At 69.1% G+C, this 15360-nt stretch carries 20 protein-coding genes; 5 read left to right on the forward strand and 15 right to left on the reverse strand.

Translation table 11 applies throughout. From position 1 onward, the window contains the following. Positions 1-256, forward strand: a 256-nt coding sequence (locus D6B71_RS12605; protein WP_164519648.1) for a response regulator, incomplete at its 5' end; no start/stop codon positions are given. Positions 257-381: 125 nt separating this feature from the next. On the opposite strand, the gene D6B71_RS12610 is transcribed toward D6B71_RS12605, so the two are convergent. The 3 genes from D6B71_RS12610 to D6B71_RS12620 form a co-directional block, all read right to left on the reverse strand. Further along, positions 382-1548, reverse strand: a complete 1167-nt coding sequence (locus D6B71_RS12610; protein WP_121255580.1) for an endonuclease/exonuclease/phosphatase family protein — start codon at positions 1546-1548, stop codon at positions 382-384. A gap of 107 nt (positions 1549-1655) precedes the next feature. Then, positions 1656-2660, reverse strand: a complete 1005-nt coding sequence (locus tag D6B71_RS12615) for an SGNH/GDSL hydrolase family protein (protein WP_121255583.1) — start codon at positions 2658-2660, stop codon at positions 1656-1658. Positions 2661-2705: 45 nt separating this feature from the next. Continuing rightward, the gene (locus tag D6B71_RS12620) at positions 2706-3188 is read right to left on the reverse strand and encodes a MarR family winged helix-turn-helix transcriptional regulator (RefSeq protein WP_121255585.1); all 483 of its coding nucleotides are present in this window, start codon (positions 3186-3188) and stop codon (positions 2706-2708) included. 52 nt (positions 3189-3240) lie between these two features. On the opposite strand from D6B71_RS12620, the gene D6B71_RS12625 reads away from it, so the two are divergent. Continuing rightward, positions 3241-3648: a hypothetical protein gene (locus D6B71_RS12625; protein WP_240641388.1), complete on the forward strand. Its 408-nt coding sequence runs from the start codon at positions 3241-3243 to the stop codon at positions 3646-3648. A 20-nt stretch (positions 3649-3668) separates the two neighbouring features. On the opposite strand, the gene D6B71_RS12630 is transcribed toward D6B71_RS12625, so the two are convergent. Then, positions 3669-4256 (reverse strand): GNAT family N-acetyltransferase, encoded by a 588-nt coding sequence (locus D6B71_RS12630; protein ID WP_240641389.1) that lies wholly within the window; start codon positions 4254-4256, stop codon positions 3669-3671. Positions 4257-4295: 39 nt separating this feature from the next. Continuing rightward, positions 4296-4664: a hypothetical protein gene (locus D6B71_RS12635; RefSeq protein WP_121255587.1), complete on the reverse strand. Its 369-nt coding sequence runs from the start codon at positions 4662-4664 to the stop codon at positions 4296-4298. Positions 4665-4746: 82 nt separating this feature from the next. Between D6B71_RS12635 and D6B71_RS12640 the strand changes: the two genes are divergently transcribed. After that, complete coding sequence (locus D6B71_RS12640; protein ID WP_121255589.1) at positions 4747-5283, forward strand: GNAT family N-acetyltransferase; 537 nt, start codon at positions 4747-4749, stop codon at positions 5281-5283. A gap of 4 nt (positions 5284-5287) precedes the next feature. Here D6B71_RS12640 and D6B71_RS12645 read toward each other — a convergent pair whose 3' ends face one another. From D6B71_RS12645 to D6B71_RS22480, 9 genes are all read right to left on the reverse strand, one after another. Then, on the reverse strand, positions 5288-5677 hold the full coding sequence (locus D6B71_RS12645) for a VOC family protein (RefSeq protein ID WP_121255591.1): 390 nt from the start codon (positions 5675-5677) through the stop codon (positions 5288-5290). Then, positions 5677-5982, reverse strand: coding sequence for an ArsR/SmtB family transcription factor (locus tag D6B71_RS12650; RefSeq protein WP_121255593.1), 306 nt, complete (start codon positions 5980-5982; stop codon positions 5677-5679). Before D6B71_RS12650 ends, D6B71_RS12645 begins: the two co-directional genes overlap by 1 nt. 270 nt (positions 5983-6252) lie before the next feature. Then, positions 6253-6948, reverse strand: a complete 696-nt coding sequence (locus D6B71_RS12655) for a nucleotidyl transferase AbiEii/AbiGii toxin family protein (RefSeq protein WP_206051729.1) — start codon at positions 6946-6948, stop codon at positions 6253-6255. 19 nt (positions 6949-6967) lie between these two features. Beyond that, positions 6968-7429 carry a helix-turn-helix domain-containing protein gene (locus tag D6B71_RS12660; RefSeq protein WP_206051730.1) on the reverse strand — a complete coding sequence of 154 codons (462 nt, stop codon included), beginning with the start codon at positions 7427-7429 and terminating at the stop codon, positions 6968-6970. A 434-nt stretch (positions 7430-7863) separates the two neighbouring features. Beyond that, positions 7864-8289 carry a type II toxin-antitoxin system VapC family toxin gene (locus tag D6B71_RS12665; RefSeq protein WP_121255597.1) on the reverse strand — a complete coding sequence of 142 codons (426 nt, stop codon included), beginning with the start codon at positions 8287-8289 and terminating at the stop codon, positions 7864-7866. After that, positions 8286-8831 carry a hypothetical protein gene (locus tag D6B71_RS23135; protein ID WP_206051731.1) on the reverse strand — a complete coding sequence of 182 codons (546 nt, stop codon included), beginning with the start codon at positions 8829-8831 and terminating at the stop codon, positions 8286-8288. The genes D6B71_RS12665 and D6B71_RS23135 overlap by 4 nt, the downstream gene beginning before the upstream one ends. A 325-nt stretch (positions 8832-9156) precedes the next feature. After that, the gene (locus tag D6B71_RS12675) at positions 9157-9369 is read right to left on the reverse strand and encodes a helix-turn-helix transcriptional regulator (RefSeq protein WP_121255599.1); all 213 of its coding nucleotides are present in this window, start codon (positions 9367-9369) and stop codon (positions 9157-9159) included. Between the two features lie 850 nt (positions 9370-10219). Next, positions 10220-10627: a hypothetical protein gene (locus D6B71_RS12685; RefSeq protein WP_126688262.1), complete on the reverse strand. Its 408-nt coding sequence runs from the start codon at positions 10625-10627 to the stop codon at positions 10220-10222. Between the two features lie 188 nt (positions 10628-10815). Next, positions 10816-11577, reverse strand: coding sequence for a hypothetical protein (locus tag D6B71_RS22480; protein ID WP_126688263.1), 762 nt, complete (start codon positions 11575-11577; stop codon positions 10816-10818). A 276-nt stretch (positions 11578-11853) separates the two neighbouring features. Here D6B71_RS22480 and D6B71_RS12690 point away from each other — a divergent pair, with 276 nt between their 5' ends. Beyond that, on the forward strand, positions 11854-12972 hold the full coding sequence (locus D6B71_RS12690; RefSeq protein WP_121255603.1) for a tyrosine-type recombinase/integrase: 1119 nt from the start codon (positions 11854-11856) through the stop codon (positions 12970-12972). A 20-nt stretch (positions 12973-12992) separates the two neighbouring features. Here D6B71_RS12690 and ychF read toward each other — a convergent pair whose 3' ends face one another. Continuing rightward, positions 12993-14069, reverse strand: a complete 1077-nt coding sequence (ychF, locus tag D6B71_RS12695; protein ID WP_121255605.1) for a redox-regulated ATPase YchF — start codon at positions 14067-14069, stop codon at positions 12993-12995. Positions 14070-14142: 73 nt separating this feature from the next. Between ychF and D6B71_RS12700 the strand changes: the two genes are divergently transcribed. Continuing rightward, complete coding sequence (locus D6B71_RS12700) at positions 14143-15348, forward strand: cysteine desulfurase-like protein (protein WP_240641390.1); 1206 nt, start codon at positions 14143-14145, stop codon at positions 15346-15348. The last annotated feature ends 12 nt before the right edge of the window (positions 15349-15360 follow it).

Consider the following 15360-nt stretch of genomic DNA (forward strand, 5'->3'; position numbering starts at 1 on the left):
CTACGACGCCGTCCTCATGGACTGCCAGATGCCCGTCATGGACGGCTACGAGGCCACCGCCCGGATCCGCGCCGACCACCGGCTGCGCCGCCTCCCGGTCATCGCCATGACCGCCGCCGCCGTCGACGGCGACCGCGAACGCTGCCTCGACGCCGGCATGGACGACTACATCTCCAAGCCCGTCGACCCCGACGACCTCCAGACCACCCTCGACCGCTGGCTCACCACCCCCACCAGCACGCCGAACCGTCACTGATTCCCGCCATTCCGCGGCGTGTCGCGGAACCATCGACGCCTCGATCGCTGAGCGACCCGAGACGGCGAGCGCCCCGCCGACTGGTCGGCGGGGCGCTCGGAGTGTGTCGCTGGGTGGAGCCTCGGTCAGCGCAGGCGGACCTTGGCGACCACGCCGGCGTGGTCGGCGGCGTAGCGCGGGCCATCCGAGGCACCGGCAACCGGCTGGTCGCCGACGACCCTCGCCCAGGCCGTGCCGCGAGTGCCCTTCGTGAGGATCAGGTCGATGCGCTCGCGCAGCTGCGACTCGGGATTGGACAGCAGGTCGTTCTGGCAGCAGGTGTAGCCCGGAGCGTCACCGTTGGCCTGGGTCCAGGTGTCGTCCAGATAGCTGGTCAGGAGCTCGTAGGTGACCGTCGAGCTTCCGTCAGCGGCTGAGTTGAAGTCGCCCAGCGCGATCAGCTGACGCTTCGGGCCGGTCTTGGCCGGGCCGTGCACGAACTCCCAGCCCTGCCAGGTCTGGACGTTCGCGAAGCGACCGATCTCGAGGTGGGTGTCGAGCAGCCGCACCTTGCGCCCCTTGAAGGTCGCGTCAGCGAGGGTCCAGCCCCGGGCGAAGCTGATCTCGCCCAGCGGACCGCCGCTGAAGGTCTCCTGGTGGGCGAAGCTGCCGCTCCGCACGGCGGAGATCTCCAGTGGCGCACGGGAGGCGACCAGGATCACGTCGCGATCCATCAACGTGGCGAGGCACGAGACATCGGTCTGGCTCGTCGGCATCGGGCAGCCGTAGGTCTCGGAGGCCAGCGGTGCAGAGATATCGGCGTTCTCGGAGACCGCCTCGTCCTCCCCATCCGAGGCGACCACGTAGCTCAGTCCGCGCTCCTCGAGCTCATCGAGCAGCACCGTGAGGAAGTCGACGTTCGGCAGCGCGCCCCCCTCACCCTTGAGACGAAGTGCGCTCCACTTCGAGACCTCCTGCAGGCCGATCACGTGCGGCTTCTCCGCCGCGATCGTGTCGGCAAGCACGGCGGCTCGGGCCGGGAAGTCGGAGGCGATCGCGGTCTCGTAGATGCCGGCGACCGCCTGCAGCAGAGCAACGGTGTCCCCTTGCGCCTCGATCGCCGGGTCCAGCGACGCACCCAGGTAGAGGTTCTGGGTCATCACCTTCAGCGCCGCGGGCTTGCGCGGCTTGGCGGGGGCATCGGAGGAGCCGGGGTCGGCGGCCTGGACGGCCGGGTTGCCGGAGAACGCGAGCAGTGCGGAGAGCGCAGCGACCGGGGCCGCGGCGAGGAGTCGCTTACGTGAGCTGAGCAAGGTGTCTGGTCCGTTCGTGCGAGCGGGGCGGAGGGCCCCACGGTGGGAACGCTCAGCCTAGGCCCCGTGACGGCCGTCACGTGCGGCTTTCGATCCCCGCACGTGGCTCAGCCGCGGATCGCCTCCAGCACGATCGCCGCCTGGGCCCGAGCGCCGGCCGCGTTGGGGTGGGCCGGGATGCCCACGGCCGGGTCGTTGACCGACAGGCCCAGCACCTCGGCGTACCGCACGGTCGGGCCCTGGCACAGGTCGTGCCCGATCGTGGGCCGGTAGGTGTCGACCAGCTCGGCGCCGCCCTTGCGGGCCGCCCGCCGCAGCATCGCGTTCAGCTCGCGGAACTTCGCGGCGATGTAGGCCATGTCCTCGTCGGTGGCCGGCACCCGCGGGTAGCAGGCGTGGTCCGGCACCGCCGCGAGGTAGTTGACCAGGAGCACCCGGGCGCGCGGCGAGATCCGGTGGATCGCCTTGAGCGCGCGGACCACCTTCGGCTCGGACTCGGCGATCTGGACCGAGAGCTGGTCGACGCCGCCGGCGGTGTACTTGGCCTTGCAGCCGCCGAGCGGCAGCCCGGGGCCGGTGTCCGAGATCGGGTTCTCGACCGGGAGCAGGTTGAGGCAGTCCATGCCCGCGGAGGAGATGCCGGCGTCGTTGCCGCCGATGCCCACGGTGACCAGGTCGGTACGCCGGGTGAGCCGGTCGAACTGCGGCGGGTTCGTGCCGCCGATCGGGAGCTCGGTCTGGGGCGCGGCGAAGTCGTCGGTGGTCGCCGAGCCGCACGAGGCGTCCCGGAACCGCTTCACACCCAGCTCGGCGGCGACCAGCTTGGGATAGCTGCGCAGCGACTGTCCACAGTCGATCGGGGCATGGCGCGTGTCGGGCAGCCCGTCGGCGTTGACGAGCACCACCCCCGCGGTCCAGGAGTCGCCCAGGGCGACGTACTCGCGGTAGCGCGGCCGGTCCGGTGCCTCCTTCGCGGCCGCACTGGACGCGGGTGCGGTCGCGGTGGCGGGCACCGCGGCGGCGCCGAGCACCGCGGCCAGCAGGCCGACGAGGCCGGTGGCCAGGGATCGGAGCAGCGGACGAGAGGAGCGGGCGGTGCGAGTGGCGATCACGCCTGCTCAACGGCCGGGCGCCGCGTCGGTCACGTGAGCCGGGCGTCAGCTCGCGCGATCGGGCTGGACGGCCGACTTGGCGGCCGCGATCACCCGGGTCAGCCTCGCGTGCAGCTCGAGCAGCTCGTCGACGTCGACACCAAGTCGGTCGACGACCGCGACCGGGATCTCCTCGGCCTGAGCTCTCAGCGCCCGACCCTCGTCGGTGAGGACGACGGCCAGCGACCGCTCGTCGTGGCGGTCCCGCTCCCGGCGGACCAGTCCCGCCGCCTCCAACCGCTTGAGCAGCCGGGAGAGCGTGCCGGCGTCGAGATCGAGCAGCCGGCTGAGCTCGGTGACCGAGCGGGGTTCGGACTGCCACAGCGCGAGCATCACGAGGTACTGCGGATGGGTGAGGCCCAGGGGCTCGAGCAGCGGGCGGTAGACCGCGATCACCGCCCGGGAGGCCACCGCGAGCGCGAAGCAGACCTGCTGCTCGAGGGCGAGCGGGTTCTCGACCTCCGAGAGGGGAATGCTGCGGGCCGGCATGACTGTTAGCCTAGCAATAGTTGGCACGACAACGAATCTGGGAGCGCGAGGCATGACGATGACCGACCACGGGACCCCCACCGACACCCCGCCCGGCAGCGCCAGCTCGTCGGTCGCTCCCCCGGCGAAGCGCCGCAAGCACCTGATCGACCCCAACGCGCCGCGACCGGTGCGCGACGTGGCTCGCGAGCAGCGCTCGCTCTCGCGCGTGCAGCGGTGGGTGATGTCGACGCTGGCGGTCAGCACGATCCTGCACATGTCGCTCGCGCTGATCGTGCTCACGCTGCTCTACGAAGACGCCCCACTGTCGTCCCAGATCGGCCTCAACGTGATCGCTGGCGCCTTCGGCGTGCTCGCCGTCGCCGCAGGCCTGGGCATCCACGGCAAGCGGATCGTCAGCCCCTGGCTGCTGCTCGGCGTGATCCCCGGGATCATCGGGATCTGGCTGACGCTGGGCTGACGCTGACGCGAGCGCGCTCCTCAGCGAAGGTCCAGGCGCATCAGCACCCGCGGGAACCCGCCCGAGACCGCGTCGGTGTCGGCCGCCTTGGCGAACCCGGCCCGCTCGAAGACCCCCCGGGTGCCGACGTAGGCCATCGTGAGGTCGACCTTGCGGCCGTCGTTGTCGACCGGGTAGCCCTCGACCGCCGGGGCACCCTGAGCCCGGGCATAGCCGACGGCGCCCTGCAGCAGTGGCAGCGAGACTCCGCGGCCCCGCCACCCGGGCCGCACCCGCAGGCACCACACCGACCAGACCGGCAGGTCGTCGACGTGCGGGATCTTGCGCGACCGGGCGAACGGCAGCTCCGCGCGGGGCGCGACCGCCGCCCACCCGACGACCTCGTCGCCGTCGTAGGCCAACACGCCGGGCGCGACGTCGCGAGCGCACAACTCGCGCACGAACTCGCCCCGCGCCGGACCGACCAGCTCGCGGTTGGTGCGCGAGTCGACGCGGTGGCTCAGGCACCAGCAGACCGAGGCCTGCGGGCTCTTCGGACCGACCATGGTGGCGACGTCGTCGAAGCGGTCCGCCGTCGCCGGGCGGACCTCGAACAGGGTCGTGCTCACGCCCCGCAATCTAGGCGCACCCGCCGACACCCGGCGCGATCAACCGCGATCGGTCAACACCGCTCTCAGCTGCCCGGCCACCCGCCGCAGGTCTGCTGCCCGCTCCACGGCGCCGGCCTCGTCGTACGTCGCCGCGCCAGACAGCAGCTCCTGGACCTCGCGCTCGACCAGCTCGGCCTCGTCGACATCGCTCAGGACCCGCCGGGCGACGTCGCCACCCAGGCCCACCGTGCCGCCGGCCACATGCTCGCCATGGGAGACGGCCGGTCCCGCCACGTGCGGCACCGCTTCGGCGTTGTCGAGCGCCGCCAGCGCGGACCCCAGCGCGCCCGCGAGCGAACGGTCACGCTCGCGCCGGGCGGTGGTGGCGGCGGCCCGCAGCCGGCTGCGCAGGGGCGATTCGGTCATCCACCGACGGTAGCCGCAGCGGACCGTGGACTCGACGGATTATCCGCTCGGCACCAGGCCTGCGCGCGGCTAGCCTGGTGCGGTGCTGCTGGAGGTCGTCGCGAGCCACGAGCTGGCCCCGGAGCGACTGGCCGCGCTGCGGTCGCTGTGGCAGGCGTCGTTCCCGCACCGGTTCACTGCGGACGACGAACAGCACGCGCTCGGCGGGGTGCATGCCGTCGCATGGACCCCCGAGGGCGAGCCGGTCGCCCACGCCAGCGTGGTGCCCCGCACGATCCTGGTGGGCGGCGGCGCCCCGATCGCTGCCGGGTACGTCGAGGCGGTGTGCGCGCTGCCGAGTCGCCAGCTGCGCGGCCTGGGGAGCGCGGTGATGCGGCTGCTGGGCGACGAGCTGGTCCGGCGTCACCACCTGGGGGTGCTCTCGACCGGGGCGCACCACTTCTACGAGCGGCTCGGCTGGGAGCGCTGGCTGGGCCCGTCGTACGTCATCAGCGGCGGTCGAGCCCGGCGCAGCCGTGACGACGACGACGGGTTGATGGTGCTGCGGTTCGGCCCCACCGCCACGCTGAGCCGCACGCAGATGATCGCCTGCCACGACCGCCCCGGCGACGCCTGGTGAGGGCTCAGCCCGTGAGCTCGGCCAGCTGGATCAGGTTGCCGCAGCCGTCGTCGATCGTCATGACCCGCGTCGGCCCCAGGTCGGTGGGCGGCATCACCACCGGGACGCCGAGTGCCGCCAGGCGCTCGTGCTCGGCGTCGACGTCGGCCACCCCGAACGAGGTGGCCGGGATGCCGTCCTCGACCAGCGCCTGCTTCCAGGCCTTCGCGGCCGGGTGCTGGTCGGGTTCGAGAACGAGCTCGGTGCCGTCCTGGTCGGTGCCGACCACCGTGAGCCAGCGGTGCTCGCCCAGCGGCACGTCGTGCTTGAGGGTGAAGCCGAGGACGTCGGTGTAGAACGCGAGCGCCTTGGCCTGGTCGTCGACGAGGACCGAGGTGACGGTGATCGTGGGCATCAGGACTCCTTGGGGTGCGGTGCATGGGGTGGGGACAGCGGCCACCGCGCGACGATGGCGCGCAGCGGCTCCGGGGTGAAGGTGTGGACCTTGGTGCGGCCGACCCGCCGGGCCCGCACCAACCCGGCGTCCTCCAGCACCTGCAGGTGCTGGGAGATCGCCTGGCGACTCGCCGTGACGCCGTGCCGGGCGGCCAGGCGGGCGCAGAGCTCGAAAAGGGGCTGCTCGTCGCGCTCCTGGAGCTCGTCGAGGATCAGCCGGCGGGTCTCGTCGGCGAGCGCCTTGAACAGCACCGCCTCAGTCACGCCACGCCCCCGACAGGCAAGTCATGACTTGCATACTGCGGCATGCCTGACGGAACACGCAACCCCCACCCGTCGAGCATCAGCCGAGCGAGCGCCGGAGAATCGCACCCATTCCCTGCGCGCCTGGACCGGCGTCATGCTGGCCACCGTCATGTGCTCGACGGTGCTCGCCGGGCAAACGCCGTCGACGAGTCGTTGGCAGCCGTTGGTCAGAAACGGGCTCCGCGTGACTTCTTGCGGACTGTTTGCGGACCGCTGGGCGGTCGGAGGCTAGTCCGAGCCCCGACCCAGACCTTCGATCTTCGCGGATCTTGCGGACAGGTCGCGGATGCTCTGCCAGACAGCCGCTCGGGGCGCGTCGATCTTGAGTGCGCGGATGTAGTCGTCGAGACGTTGCGGGCGATCTTGGAGGTAGGCGACCGCTTTGTCGAGGCTCTCGCCAACCGTCTTGCCGTAGGCATCGACCGCCTTGCGCGCGCCGGCCTTCAGGGCGGCGGTGTCGGGTCTCATCATGGCCAGGTCGATGAGGTCGCGGCTGAACGTCGATGTGTCTGCCCAGCGGTCGTCATTGGCGAGCAGCTTGGTTGCGACCTGGTCGGTTCGCGTCAGGATCCGCACGCCGCAGATCTCCTCGCCCGGGGCGGGAGTGTCGAGGTCGATGCGGCCTTCATGGATGATCTCGAACTTGATCGCAACCCCCGCAACGAGCACAGAGGCCCTGATGCCGTAACCGTCAACAGAGGGTGCTCGACCCAGGTCCAGTTCGCGTGTAGCCAGAGCGTCGAACCCGTGGTCCCTGACCATCTGGCGCAGCGCGCGGTAGGACTGCGGGTCGGAGACCAGGAAGTCGATGTCGACCGATTCGCGGAACTCACCGTTGGCAAGAACGATCGCGGTCCCGCCTCCGAACCAGCAGTTGTGCTCGGCCAGGAGCGGTGCGTCGAGCATCGACAGCGCCTCGGCCACCTGTTGGTGGTGCAGCCGCCTAAACAAGGAGCCTCCCGTTGCTGTAGGTGTCCGCGAGGTGCTGGATGAACGCCTTCTCGCGATCGGTGAGGGCCTCCTGGTTGAGGTGTCGCCAGCCGCGTTCGTAGAGGTTGAGTGCCTCCGTCTCGGTGATGGTGGTGCCGGCGTCGGTCTGCCAGGCCAGCGTGCGCAGGCCGGGGTAGTCGCCGACCGTGATCGTCGCCGGTTCCGCTACTGGAGCGTCGAGGATCGGGACGACGAGGTGAAGTCCGAGTGCGGCTGCAACGTTGACGTAGGCGCCGATCGTGACCGAGGGGTTGCCTGCCTCGATCCTGTGCAGGGTGACACGCGAAACGCCAGCAGCTTCGGCACAGGCGACTGCCGTGACACCGAGGGCCTTTCGGCGTTCGCGCAGCCTGGCCCCTAGGCGTTGGAGGTCAGCCTGCTGCTCAGGACTCGTGTACGGGCTAGAAGCTGGCACGTTTCTCATTGTAGCCATTCGTCCCGTCATATCAATAATGAGAAACATTGAGATGTCCTCTCGGCCAAACGGGCCAGGCCCAGCGAAGCCAGCCGTGGGTCCAGTTCGTCCCAGGACATACCGATCGAGGGGCCCGCCTCCAACGTCCGCCTCACGACTCTGCGCCGAATCTGCAGCCGCCTTCGGACAGCGAACTTGCGATGCCCCCGCGGGCTCTGTGCGGACTGGGAGAGGCCATTCCCCTTCTGACCTGCGCAACGCGCGGATTCACACGTTGAAGCGGAACGAATCCGGTCACTTTCAGCATTGGCCGACATTTGTCGAATACGGCGTTGACCTGCGCAAACGTTCCTCCGTGCCCCATCACCGCTGATGGTCGCTTTGCGTTCTGGTGAGGGCAGATTGAGGGCAGGCGCGGTCCTCGGACGCGGTCCTTACACGTCCGGGAGCAGCGTGAACGCCTCGAGGTGGCTGGGACGCACCACTCGGAAGTGCCGTTGGTCGAGCGTCGCGATCTCGTCGATCCCGAGACGCTCGGCCAGTGCGATCACCGAGGCGTCGGTCGTGCCCAGCGGCAGGTCGTCGTAGCGGCGCACCAGCTCAGCCATGCGGGCGAAGTCCGCCGACGTCAGGCTGACGACCTCGAAGTCTCCATCGGCGAGCGCGTCGAGGAATTTCGCCTCGACCTCGGTACTCACCCACTCGGCCAGCATGTAGCCGACCTCCGCGACGACGGTCTGCGGGACGAGCAAGCGACGGCCTGCCAACCGCAGTCCACTGAACAACTCCGTGCAGGCGTGGTGATCAGCGTCGTTGCTGGCCGCGGCCGCGATCAGGGGACCCGAGTCGCAGAGGATCACGAGCGTCGACTACCGAAGCCTTCGGCGAGGTACTCATCCACATTTCGCGCGATGTCGGTGCGACCGTCCTTCGCAACGCCAGCGCCGAAGAAAGCCGGCGGCCACTCCCCCCGCGGCCTCTCCGAGGCCAGGCGCCGCACGTCCGCGAGCACGACCTCGACCTGATCGTCGGGCAAGCCCTCGATCAGGTGGATCAGCTCATCGCGGTTCGCGGTCATGCCAAGAAGTCTAGGCGACTCAGCCGACGATCGGCGGACGTCACACTGCGGGCGCGCAAGGGTCTTCAGCCGCTCGACCTCTGCCCTGGTCAGCTCACCGCGGAACAACCGGACGACCTCCGCGAGACTGACGCCTTCGACGTTGACGAGTTCCGACAGGGCACGCCCGGCATCAAGCTCGGCATGAGGACTTCGGCCCCGCTGCGCGAGGGCGGTGAGGACACGGATGACAAGGACCTCGATCCGCCGCGCGCGGCGCATCAGTTGGCGGCTGCGCTCCTCGCGTCGCGCCCACGCGCGGCGCCGACCCAGCTGGCTGCTCATCGACGGCCGCTCCGCGGCGCCACCCGACGAGCCAGCCGAGTGATCTCGTCTGCGAGGCTGCCCCACTTCGCATCATCGAGCGTCCCGTCATCAGCCCGCTCCCCGATCTGGCGCAGCACCCGTCGACAGGCCGCCGGCGACCGTAGCACCGCGTCGACGTGCTCCTCGATGGGGGCGATCGGCTCCAGGGCACGTTGGACAGCCTGCCGTTCCGCGTAGTCCGCTCGACGGCAGGCGGCGCTGCACCACCGCTTCGGACGCCCGGGGTGCCGAGGTACACCCTCGTAGATCGGACGGCCGCACCGATCGCGGGGCCGCTGCGTGATCACTCGTCCTTCTCCAGGCCGAGGGTCCATGCGATGACAACCGCAGATCGCCAACGCAGGTGCTTGCCGACCCGGAATCCCTTGGGGCCGTACCCCGTGTGCCGCCACGAGTAGATGGTCTGCTTGGGGACGCCGAGGTAGTTGGAGACGTCGTCGATCGTCCAGAGCTCGCTGTAGTTCATCGGCTTCGACGGACGCTGCGGCGGCAGCATGGGTGCCGACCTCGTGCGACTGGTTGGCGGTGCCGCTACTGGAGGGCGGATCTGCGGACCGCTCTCCCTCATCGACGACGGGCTCGAATCTCCCCAGAGCCCAGGCTGATCCTCACGTCGCGCTTGGTTGCTCATGACGCCCTTCCTTCGGTAGCTGATGGTCGTTCTTCAGTCACCTATGTGCGCGGAGCGGGCGCCAGCGATCACTCCGGCCGTGTATCTCGCACTGGCGGACGGGGTCTCCACCTGGGGGACCCTCGCGGTCGACGAGCAGCGCGAGATTCGTCGGGACGAATCCCTGCCGAGAATGCAACAGGTGTGTGGGCTTCGATGGTCGTCAAAATTGCGGGCAGACCCAGAAGACCTGCAGCGGCCTTTCGCGCGGGCGGACTGCCGGTCCGTACAGTGTGAGGATGTAGAGCCGGTTGCTGCGTCGTGGCACTCGTAGCCGTCGACGTTTCCCGGATGGAAGCTCCTGATCTCCGAGGAGCTGCCCGTTGCGGTCGCGGTGATGGCCCTGTCCACGTGGCCGAGCTCGCCGGCGACGCGCTTAACGATTGCCGGCGGCGCCAAGTCCAGCAGACCATTCATGGGCGATGGAGCCGCAAGGACGACCATGTGGCCCGCTGGAGACGCCAGGACTGGTCGGCGGTGGGTGGTCGATCGCTAAAGGGACGAGATCTGATGCGCGAGCCGCACCTCGACGCTTTCATCCAAGCGCGACCGCTTCGAAGGCGTCGCCAGCACGCCAACGGTTCAATAACCGAAGCACGCTTCAGAGCGCGTCATCACCGGGCCCGCTTGGCCACTTGAACCCCCGTCCAGCTTGACCGCTCTAGTGGGGTCCTTCTCAGAACGTCCGGGCGTTTAGGAAAGCCCCGGTCACTCCGTCGATGAGGACAACGAATCGGGACGGCGCAGGTGTCGGTACCGACTTGGACTCATCCTCGTTGAACGAGCCCATGAGAGGCACGTGTACGTTGTCGAAGACCAGAACCCACGCCGGCCGGTGATTGATGTTGGGCAAGATCTGGCTGGGCTTGCGGGGGTCGGGCTGCAATTGCTTGCCGTACTCACCGATCGAGACCGCCACGGGCGACGCTTGGACGGGTCCGCTCTCGTCGGTCAGCATGCCCGGAAACTCTTTCTTGGCTGTCTGTACTGCCGCGTCCAGACCGGTCACCGACGACTTGTCCAGCTCAGACGTTTCGACGACCACCCCGCTGGATTCCAGCGCCGCTACCGTGGCGGGACTCAAACCGGGAGTATCACTTGTAGATTGCGCACTAGCGGCGGCGGCACCGTGTGTCACCCCAGGCGTGGAGTGGGAAGATGCCGTCGGGTCAGCGTCTCGGTTGTGGGCGCCGACGGATGTCGCTGCTATGACCACTGACGCGACCGCGCCAGCACTGACGGCGACGACCCCGAAATTTCGAATTTTGGTGTTCACTGCGTCCAGATCCTCATCCCGAGTCCACCTACGGAAGGTGAGTAGGCTTCCCTGTTGTAGCGAGCCGGCACACCACTGTTTCCGTTATTGAGCGACTGGGCCCCGGAGCCGTTGTAGTACTGCAGATAGTCGAAGTTCGTCTTGTTGTCAGCGGTTCCGGGCAGGTCGTCCGCGTCGTGATGCGTTTCCCCGAAGTACTCGCTTCTCCAGGATGCAGCCCAGTCACCAGTCACGTCGTAACCCACGACGTCAATCTGGTCACCATGCGCGTAAAGGTGGATCCGGTCATCCGAAGCGCGAAGGTACTGACCATAGAAGTGAGTTCCCGTCGGAGCCGGCCAATATTCTGTCGCCGCTAGATCGTTCGTCGACGGATTGGTGCCACAGTTAGAATGCGCGAAGCACTTCCGCGTCCATTGGGAGAAGATGTGCACTCCGCTCGTGCTTCCCGGCGCTCCCGAACCGAGTTGAATGTACCCCACCTGTGCGTAGTTGCGAGCGTATCCATCGCCACTAGGCACCGAATCCGCGGTCACCGCCTGCCAAGCAGCGCTAACGCCGAAACTGGTGGAGTCATTGCCACACAGGTTCGGGTTCCGGTACTCGATCCGCGCCCGAGTGCCGTACACCGAGGTCGAGGACGCCGAGAACTTGCCTAGGAGATTAGATGTAAGCTCGTCGCAACTTCCAGCCGCGTGTGCAGTTGGCATCACCGTCAGGGCAGCCACCACCAGCGCTGCGGCAGCCGACGCGGCCATTCGATTTCGCCTCACCTCGTGAGGGTCGGGGTCGCACCCACGGGTGTCAAGGAATCGAGGATTCTCGTCGGGATAACTCCTTCGTCTTTCCGCTGAGGATGGAGTTGACGAGCTCGTGCGCAATGCGGCGCGGCAAACGACGAATCATGACGCAACCGTCAGCTGGTCAAGGGAAACACTCGGCAACGACCACCGCGCACCAACAGCAAGGCGCGGATTGTCTCAACCGGCGTCGGAGCCCCGTCCTACTCTCGAAGGCCATGGAGAGGAGTCCCGATGCCCGAGGGAATCACGAGACGCGGCAACTCATGGCGGGCGAGGTACCGCAACCTGGAGACCGGTCAGCAGCACGAGCGGTCCTTCGCCAAGCAGGTCGACGCCGTCAAGTGGCGCCGCCAGCAGCTTGACGCGCTCGACCGGGGGCGGTGGGTCGATCCGCAGGCCGGCAAAGTGTCGTTCCTGCGGTACTTCGAGTCCTGGGAGCGGGACCAGGTCTGGACCGATGGAACCCGCAAGGCAATGTCGCTCGCGGCGCGGTCGGCGACGTTCGCCCAGATGGATCTGCGGAAGATCCGACCCAGCCATGTCGAGGCCTGGGTCAAGTCGATGACGGTCTCCTCACCGGAGCGGTCGGCGCCGTTGGCACCGGGGACCATCAAGACCCGGTTCGTGAACGTCCGCTCGGTGTTTCGGGCCGCCGTCCGGGACGAAATGATCGCGACCGATCCGACGGCACGGGTGCGTCTCCCCCGGCAGCGGAAGCGTGAGGCAGCGATGACGATCCCGACACCTGAGTCAGTTCGTCAGATCCTCGAGGGCGCCGATCCGCGCTTCCGTGCCTTCGTCGGGTTGTGTGCCTTTGCTGGTCTGCGGCTCGGCGAGGCGGCTGCCTTGCAGGTCGCCGACGTCGACTTCCTGCGTCGCGAGATCCACGTCCGCCGGCAGGTGCAGCGGGTCAACGGCGGGGAGGTCGAGATCCGGTTGCCGAAGTACAACTCCGAGCGCACCATTCACGCCGCCCAGGCGCTGATCGACATGCTCGCCGAGCACGTCGCGCTCGGCCTCACCAACGAGTGGTTGTTCGAAGGCAACGCCAAGCTTCCGCCGCATCAGAACACCATCGGTCACCGATGGCGCACGACCCTCTCGCGTGCCGGAGTCAGCGGCGTTCGCCTGCACGACCTTCGTCATTTCTACGCGTCCGGGGTGATTGCCTCGGGTTGCGACGTGGTGGCCGTCCAGCGCGCGCTGGGACACGCCAAGTCCACGACAACCCTGACGACGTACGCACACCTGTGGCCGAGCGCCGAGAGCCGGGTCAGGGACGCGTCCGCTCGCCTCGCGGCCGAGGTCCTCGGCGCTGGTGAGGGCACTGTGAGGGCAGATGGCGGCTAAATCGCCTCTGACCTCCGTGTTTACACGTTGAAGCGGAACTCCACGACGTCGCCGTCGGCCATGACGTAGTCCTTGCCCTCCATGCGCACCAGGCCCTTCTCCTTGGCCTTGAGCATCGAGCCGGCCTCGACCAGGTCGTCGAAGGAGACGATCTCGGCCTTGATGAAGCCGCGCTGGAAGTCGGTGTGGATGACGCCGGCGGCCTCCGGGGCGGTCGCGCCCTTGGGGATCGTCCAGGCGCGGGTCTCCTTGGGGCCGGCGGTGAGGTAGGTCTGCAGGCCGAGGGTGTCGAAGCCGACCCGGGCCAGGACCTCCAGACCGGGCTCGTCGACGCCCATCTCAGCGAGCATCTCGCGGGCCTCGGCGTCGTCGTCGAGCTCGACCAGCTCGGCCTCGAACTTGGCGTCGAGGAAGATAGCCTCGGCCGGCGCGACCAGGTCGCGCATCTTCTGCTTCAGCTGCTCGTCGCCGAGCTCGTCGGCGTCACAGTTGAAGACGAAGATGAACGGCTTGGCGGTGAGCAGCGACAGCTCGCGCACCAGCGACCGGTCGATCTTGGTGGCGATGATCGGCGTCCCGGCCTCCAACGCGGCCAGCGCCTCCTTGGCCGCCTCGACGTTCGCGGTGAGCGCCTTGTTACCGCGAGCCTCCTTCTCCAGCCGCGGGATCGCCTTCTCGACCGTCTGCAGGTCGGCGAGGATCAGCTCGGTGGAGATCGTGGAGATGTCGCTGGCCGGGTTGACCTCGCCGTCGACGTGGGTGACGTCCTCGTCGCGGAAGACCCGGGTCACCTGGCAGATCGCGGCCGACTCGCGGATGTGCGAGAGGAACTTGTTGCCCAGCCCCTCCCCCTCGGACGCCCCCCGGACGATGCCGGCGATGTCGACGAACTCGACCGTGGCCGGCAGGATCTTGGCCGACCCGAAGATCTCGGCAAGCTTGGCCAGGCGCGGGTCGGGCACCCCGACGACACCGACGTTCGGCTCGATCGTGGCGAACGGGTAGTTCGCCGCGAGGACGTCGTTCTTGGTCAGGGCGTTGAAGAGGGTGGACTTGCCCGCGTTGGGGAGCCCGACGATGCCGATGGTGAGAGCCACGGGCGGCGAGTCTACGGCGGCGTACGGCGGCGCCCCGAATCGCTGCCGGCCGCGGGGGTGGCACGATCGGGCCGTGGACCTCGACCGCATCCGATCCGCCTTTCCCGCCCTCGACCTCGGCGTCGCGCACTTCGACGGCCCGGGCGGCTCCCAGACGCCCCGCCCGGTCGCCGATGCGGTGGCCGCGGCACTCACCGCCGGGCTCGCCAACCGAGGCAGCGTCACCGAGGCCGAGCGGCGCGCCGACGCGATCGTGGTCGACGCCCGGGCGGCGATGGGCGACCTGCTCGGCGCCGACCCGCGCGGCATCGTCTTCGGGCGCTCCATGACCCAGCTGACCTTCGACCTGGCCCGCACGCTCGCCGCCGGGTGGGGCCCCGGCGACGAGGTCGTGGTCACCCGGCTCGACCACGACGCCAACATCCGCCCCTGGGTGCTCGCCGCCGAACGGGCCGGCGCGACCGTGCGCTGGCTCGACTTCGACCCCGCGACCGCCGAGCTCGACGACCTGGAGCCGCTGCTCACCGACCGCACCCGCCTGGTGGCGTTCACCGCCGCGTCCAACCTGTTCGGCACCCGGCCCGACGTCCGCCGGATGACCGCGGCCGCGCACGCGGCCGGGGCACTGGTGCACCTGGACGCCGTGCACCTGGTGCCGCACGTGGTCGTCGACCTGGCGGACCTGGGGGTCGACCTGCTCGGCTGCTCGCCGTACAAGTTCCTCGGCCCCCACCTCGGCGTCCTCGCCGCCCGGCCCGAGCTGCTCGAGACGCTGCACCCCGACAAGCTGCTGCCCTCGCCCGAGCAGGTGCCGGAGCGCTTCGAGCTGGGCACCCTGCCCTACGAGCTGCTCGCCGGCGTCACCGCCACCGTCGACTTCATCGCCGGCCTGGCCTCGACCCACCCGGACCGCCGCGCCGCCGTGATCGAGTCGATGACCGCGGTCGAGACCCACGAGGACGCGCTGCTGGCACGCCTGCTCGGCGGCCTCGGCGAGCTCCCGTCCGTCACCGTGCACGGACGGCCGGCCCACCGCACGCCCACGGTGCTCTTCTCCGTCGCCGGGCACACCCCCCGTGCGGTGGCCGGTCACCTCGCCGGCCTCGGCGTGAACGCCCCGGCGAGCCACTTCTACGCCCTCGAGGCCTCCCACCGCGCCGGACTCGGCGACGACGGCGCCGTGCGGGCCGGGCTCGCGCCGTACTCGACGGCCGAGGACGTCGACCGCCTGCTCGACGGCGTACGGCGCCTGTCCGACAAGCGGGCGGGACAGCTGTAACGCGGCCCGCGG

It is taken from the genome of Nocardioides ferulae (assembly GCF_003660455.1).
In the GTDB taxonomy this organism is placed as follows: Bacteria; Actinomycetota; Actinomycetes; order Propionibacteriales; family Nocardioidaceae; genus Nocardioides; species Nocardioides ferulae.

What these genes read in the sequence shown, in the direction of transcription:
- D6B71_RS12620 (WP_121255585.1), bottom strand. Translation starts at nt 3,188, where the DNA reads ATGCCGGCCCGCAGCATTCCCCTCTCGGAGGTCGAGAACCCGCTCGCC.
- D6B71_RS12625 (WP_240641388.1), top strand. Translation starts at nt 3,241, where the DNA reads ATGACGATGACCGACCACGGGACCCCCACCGACACCCCGCCCGGCAGC.
- D6B71_RS12635 (WP_121255587.1), bottom strand. Translation starts at nt 4,664, where the DNA reads ATGACCGAATCGCCCCTGCGCAGCCGGCTGCGGGCCGCCGCCACCACC.
- D6B71_RS12645 (WP_121255591.1), bottom strand. Translation starts at nt 5,677, where the DNA reads ATGCCCACGATCACCGTCACCTCGGTCCTCGTCGACGACCAGGCCAAG.
- D6B71_RS23135 (WP_206051731.1), bottom strand. Translation starts at nt 8,831, where the DNA reads ATGAGCAGCCAGCTGGGTCGGCGCCGCGCGTGGGCGCGACGCGAGGAG.
- D6B71_RS12675 (WP_121255599.1), bottom strand. Translation starts at nt 9,369, where the DNA reads ATGCTGCCGCCGCAGCGTCCGTCGAAGCCGATGAACTACAGCGAGCTC.
- D6B71_RS22480 (WP_126688263.1), bottom strand. Translation starts at nt 11,577, where the DNA reads ATGGCCGCGTCGGCTGCCGCAGCGCTGGTGGTGGCTGCCCTGACGGTG.
- D6B71_RS12690 (WP_121255603.1), top strand. Translation starts at nt 11,854, where the DNA reads ATGCCCGAGGGAATCACGAGACGCGGCAACTCATGGCGGGCGAGGTAC.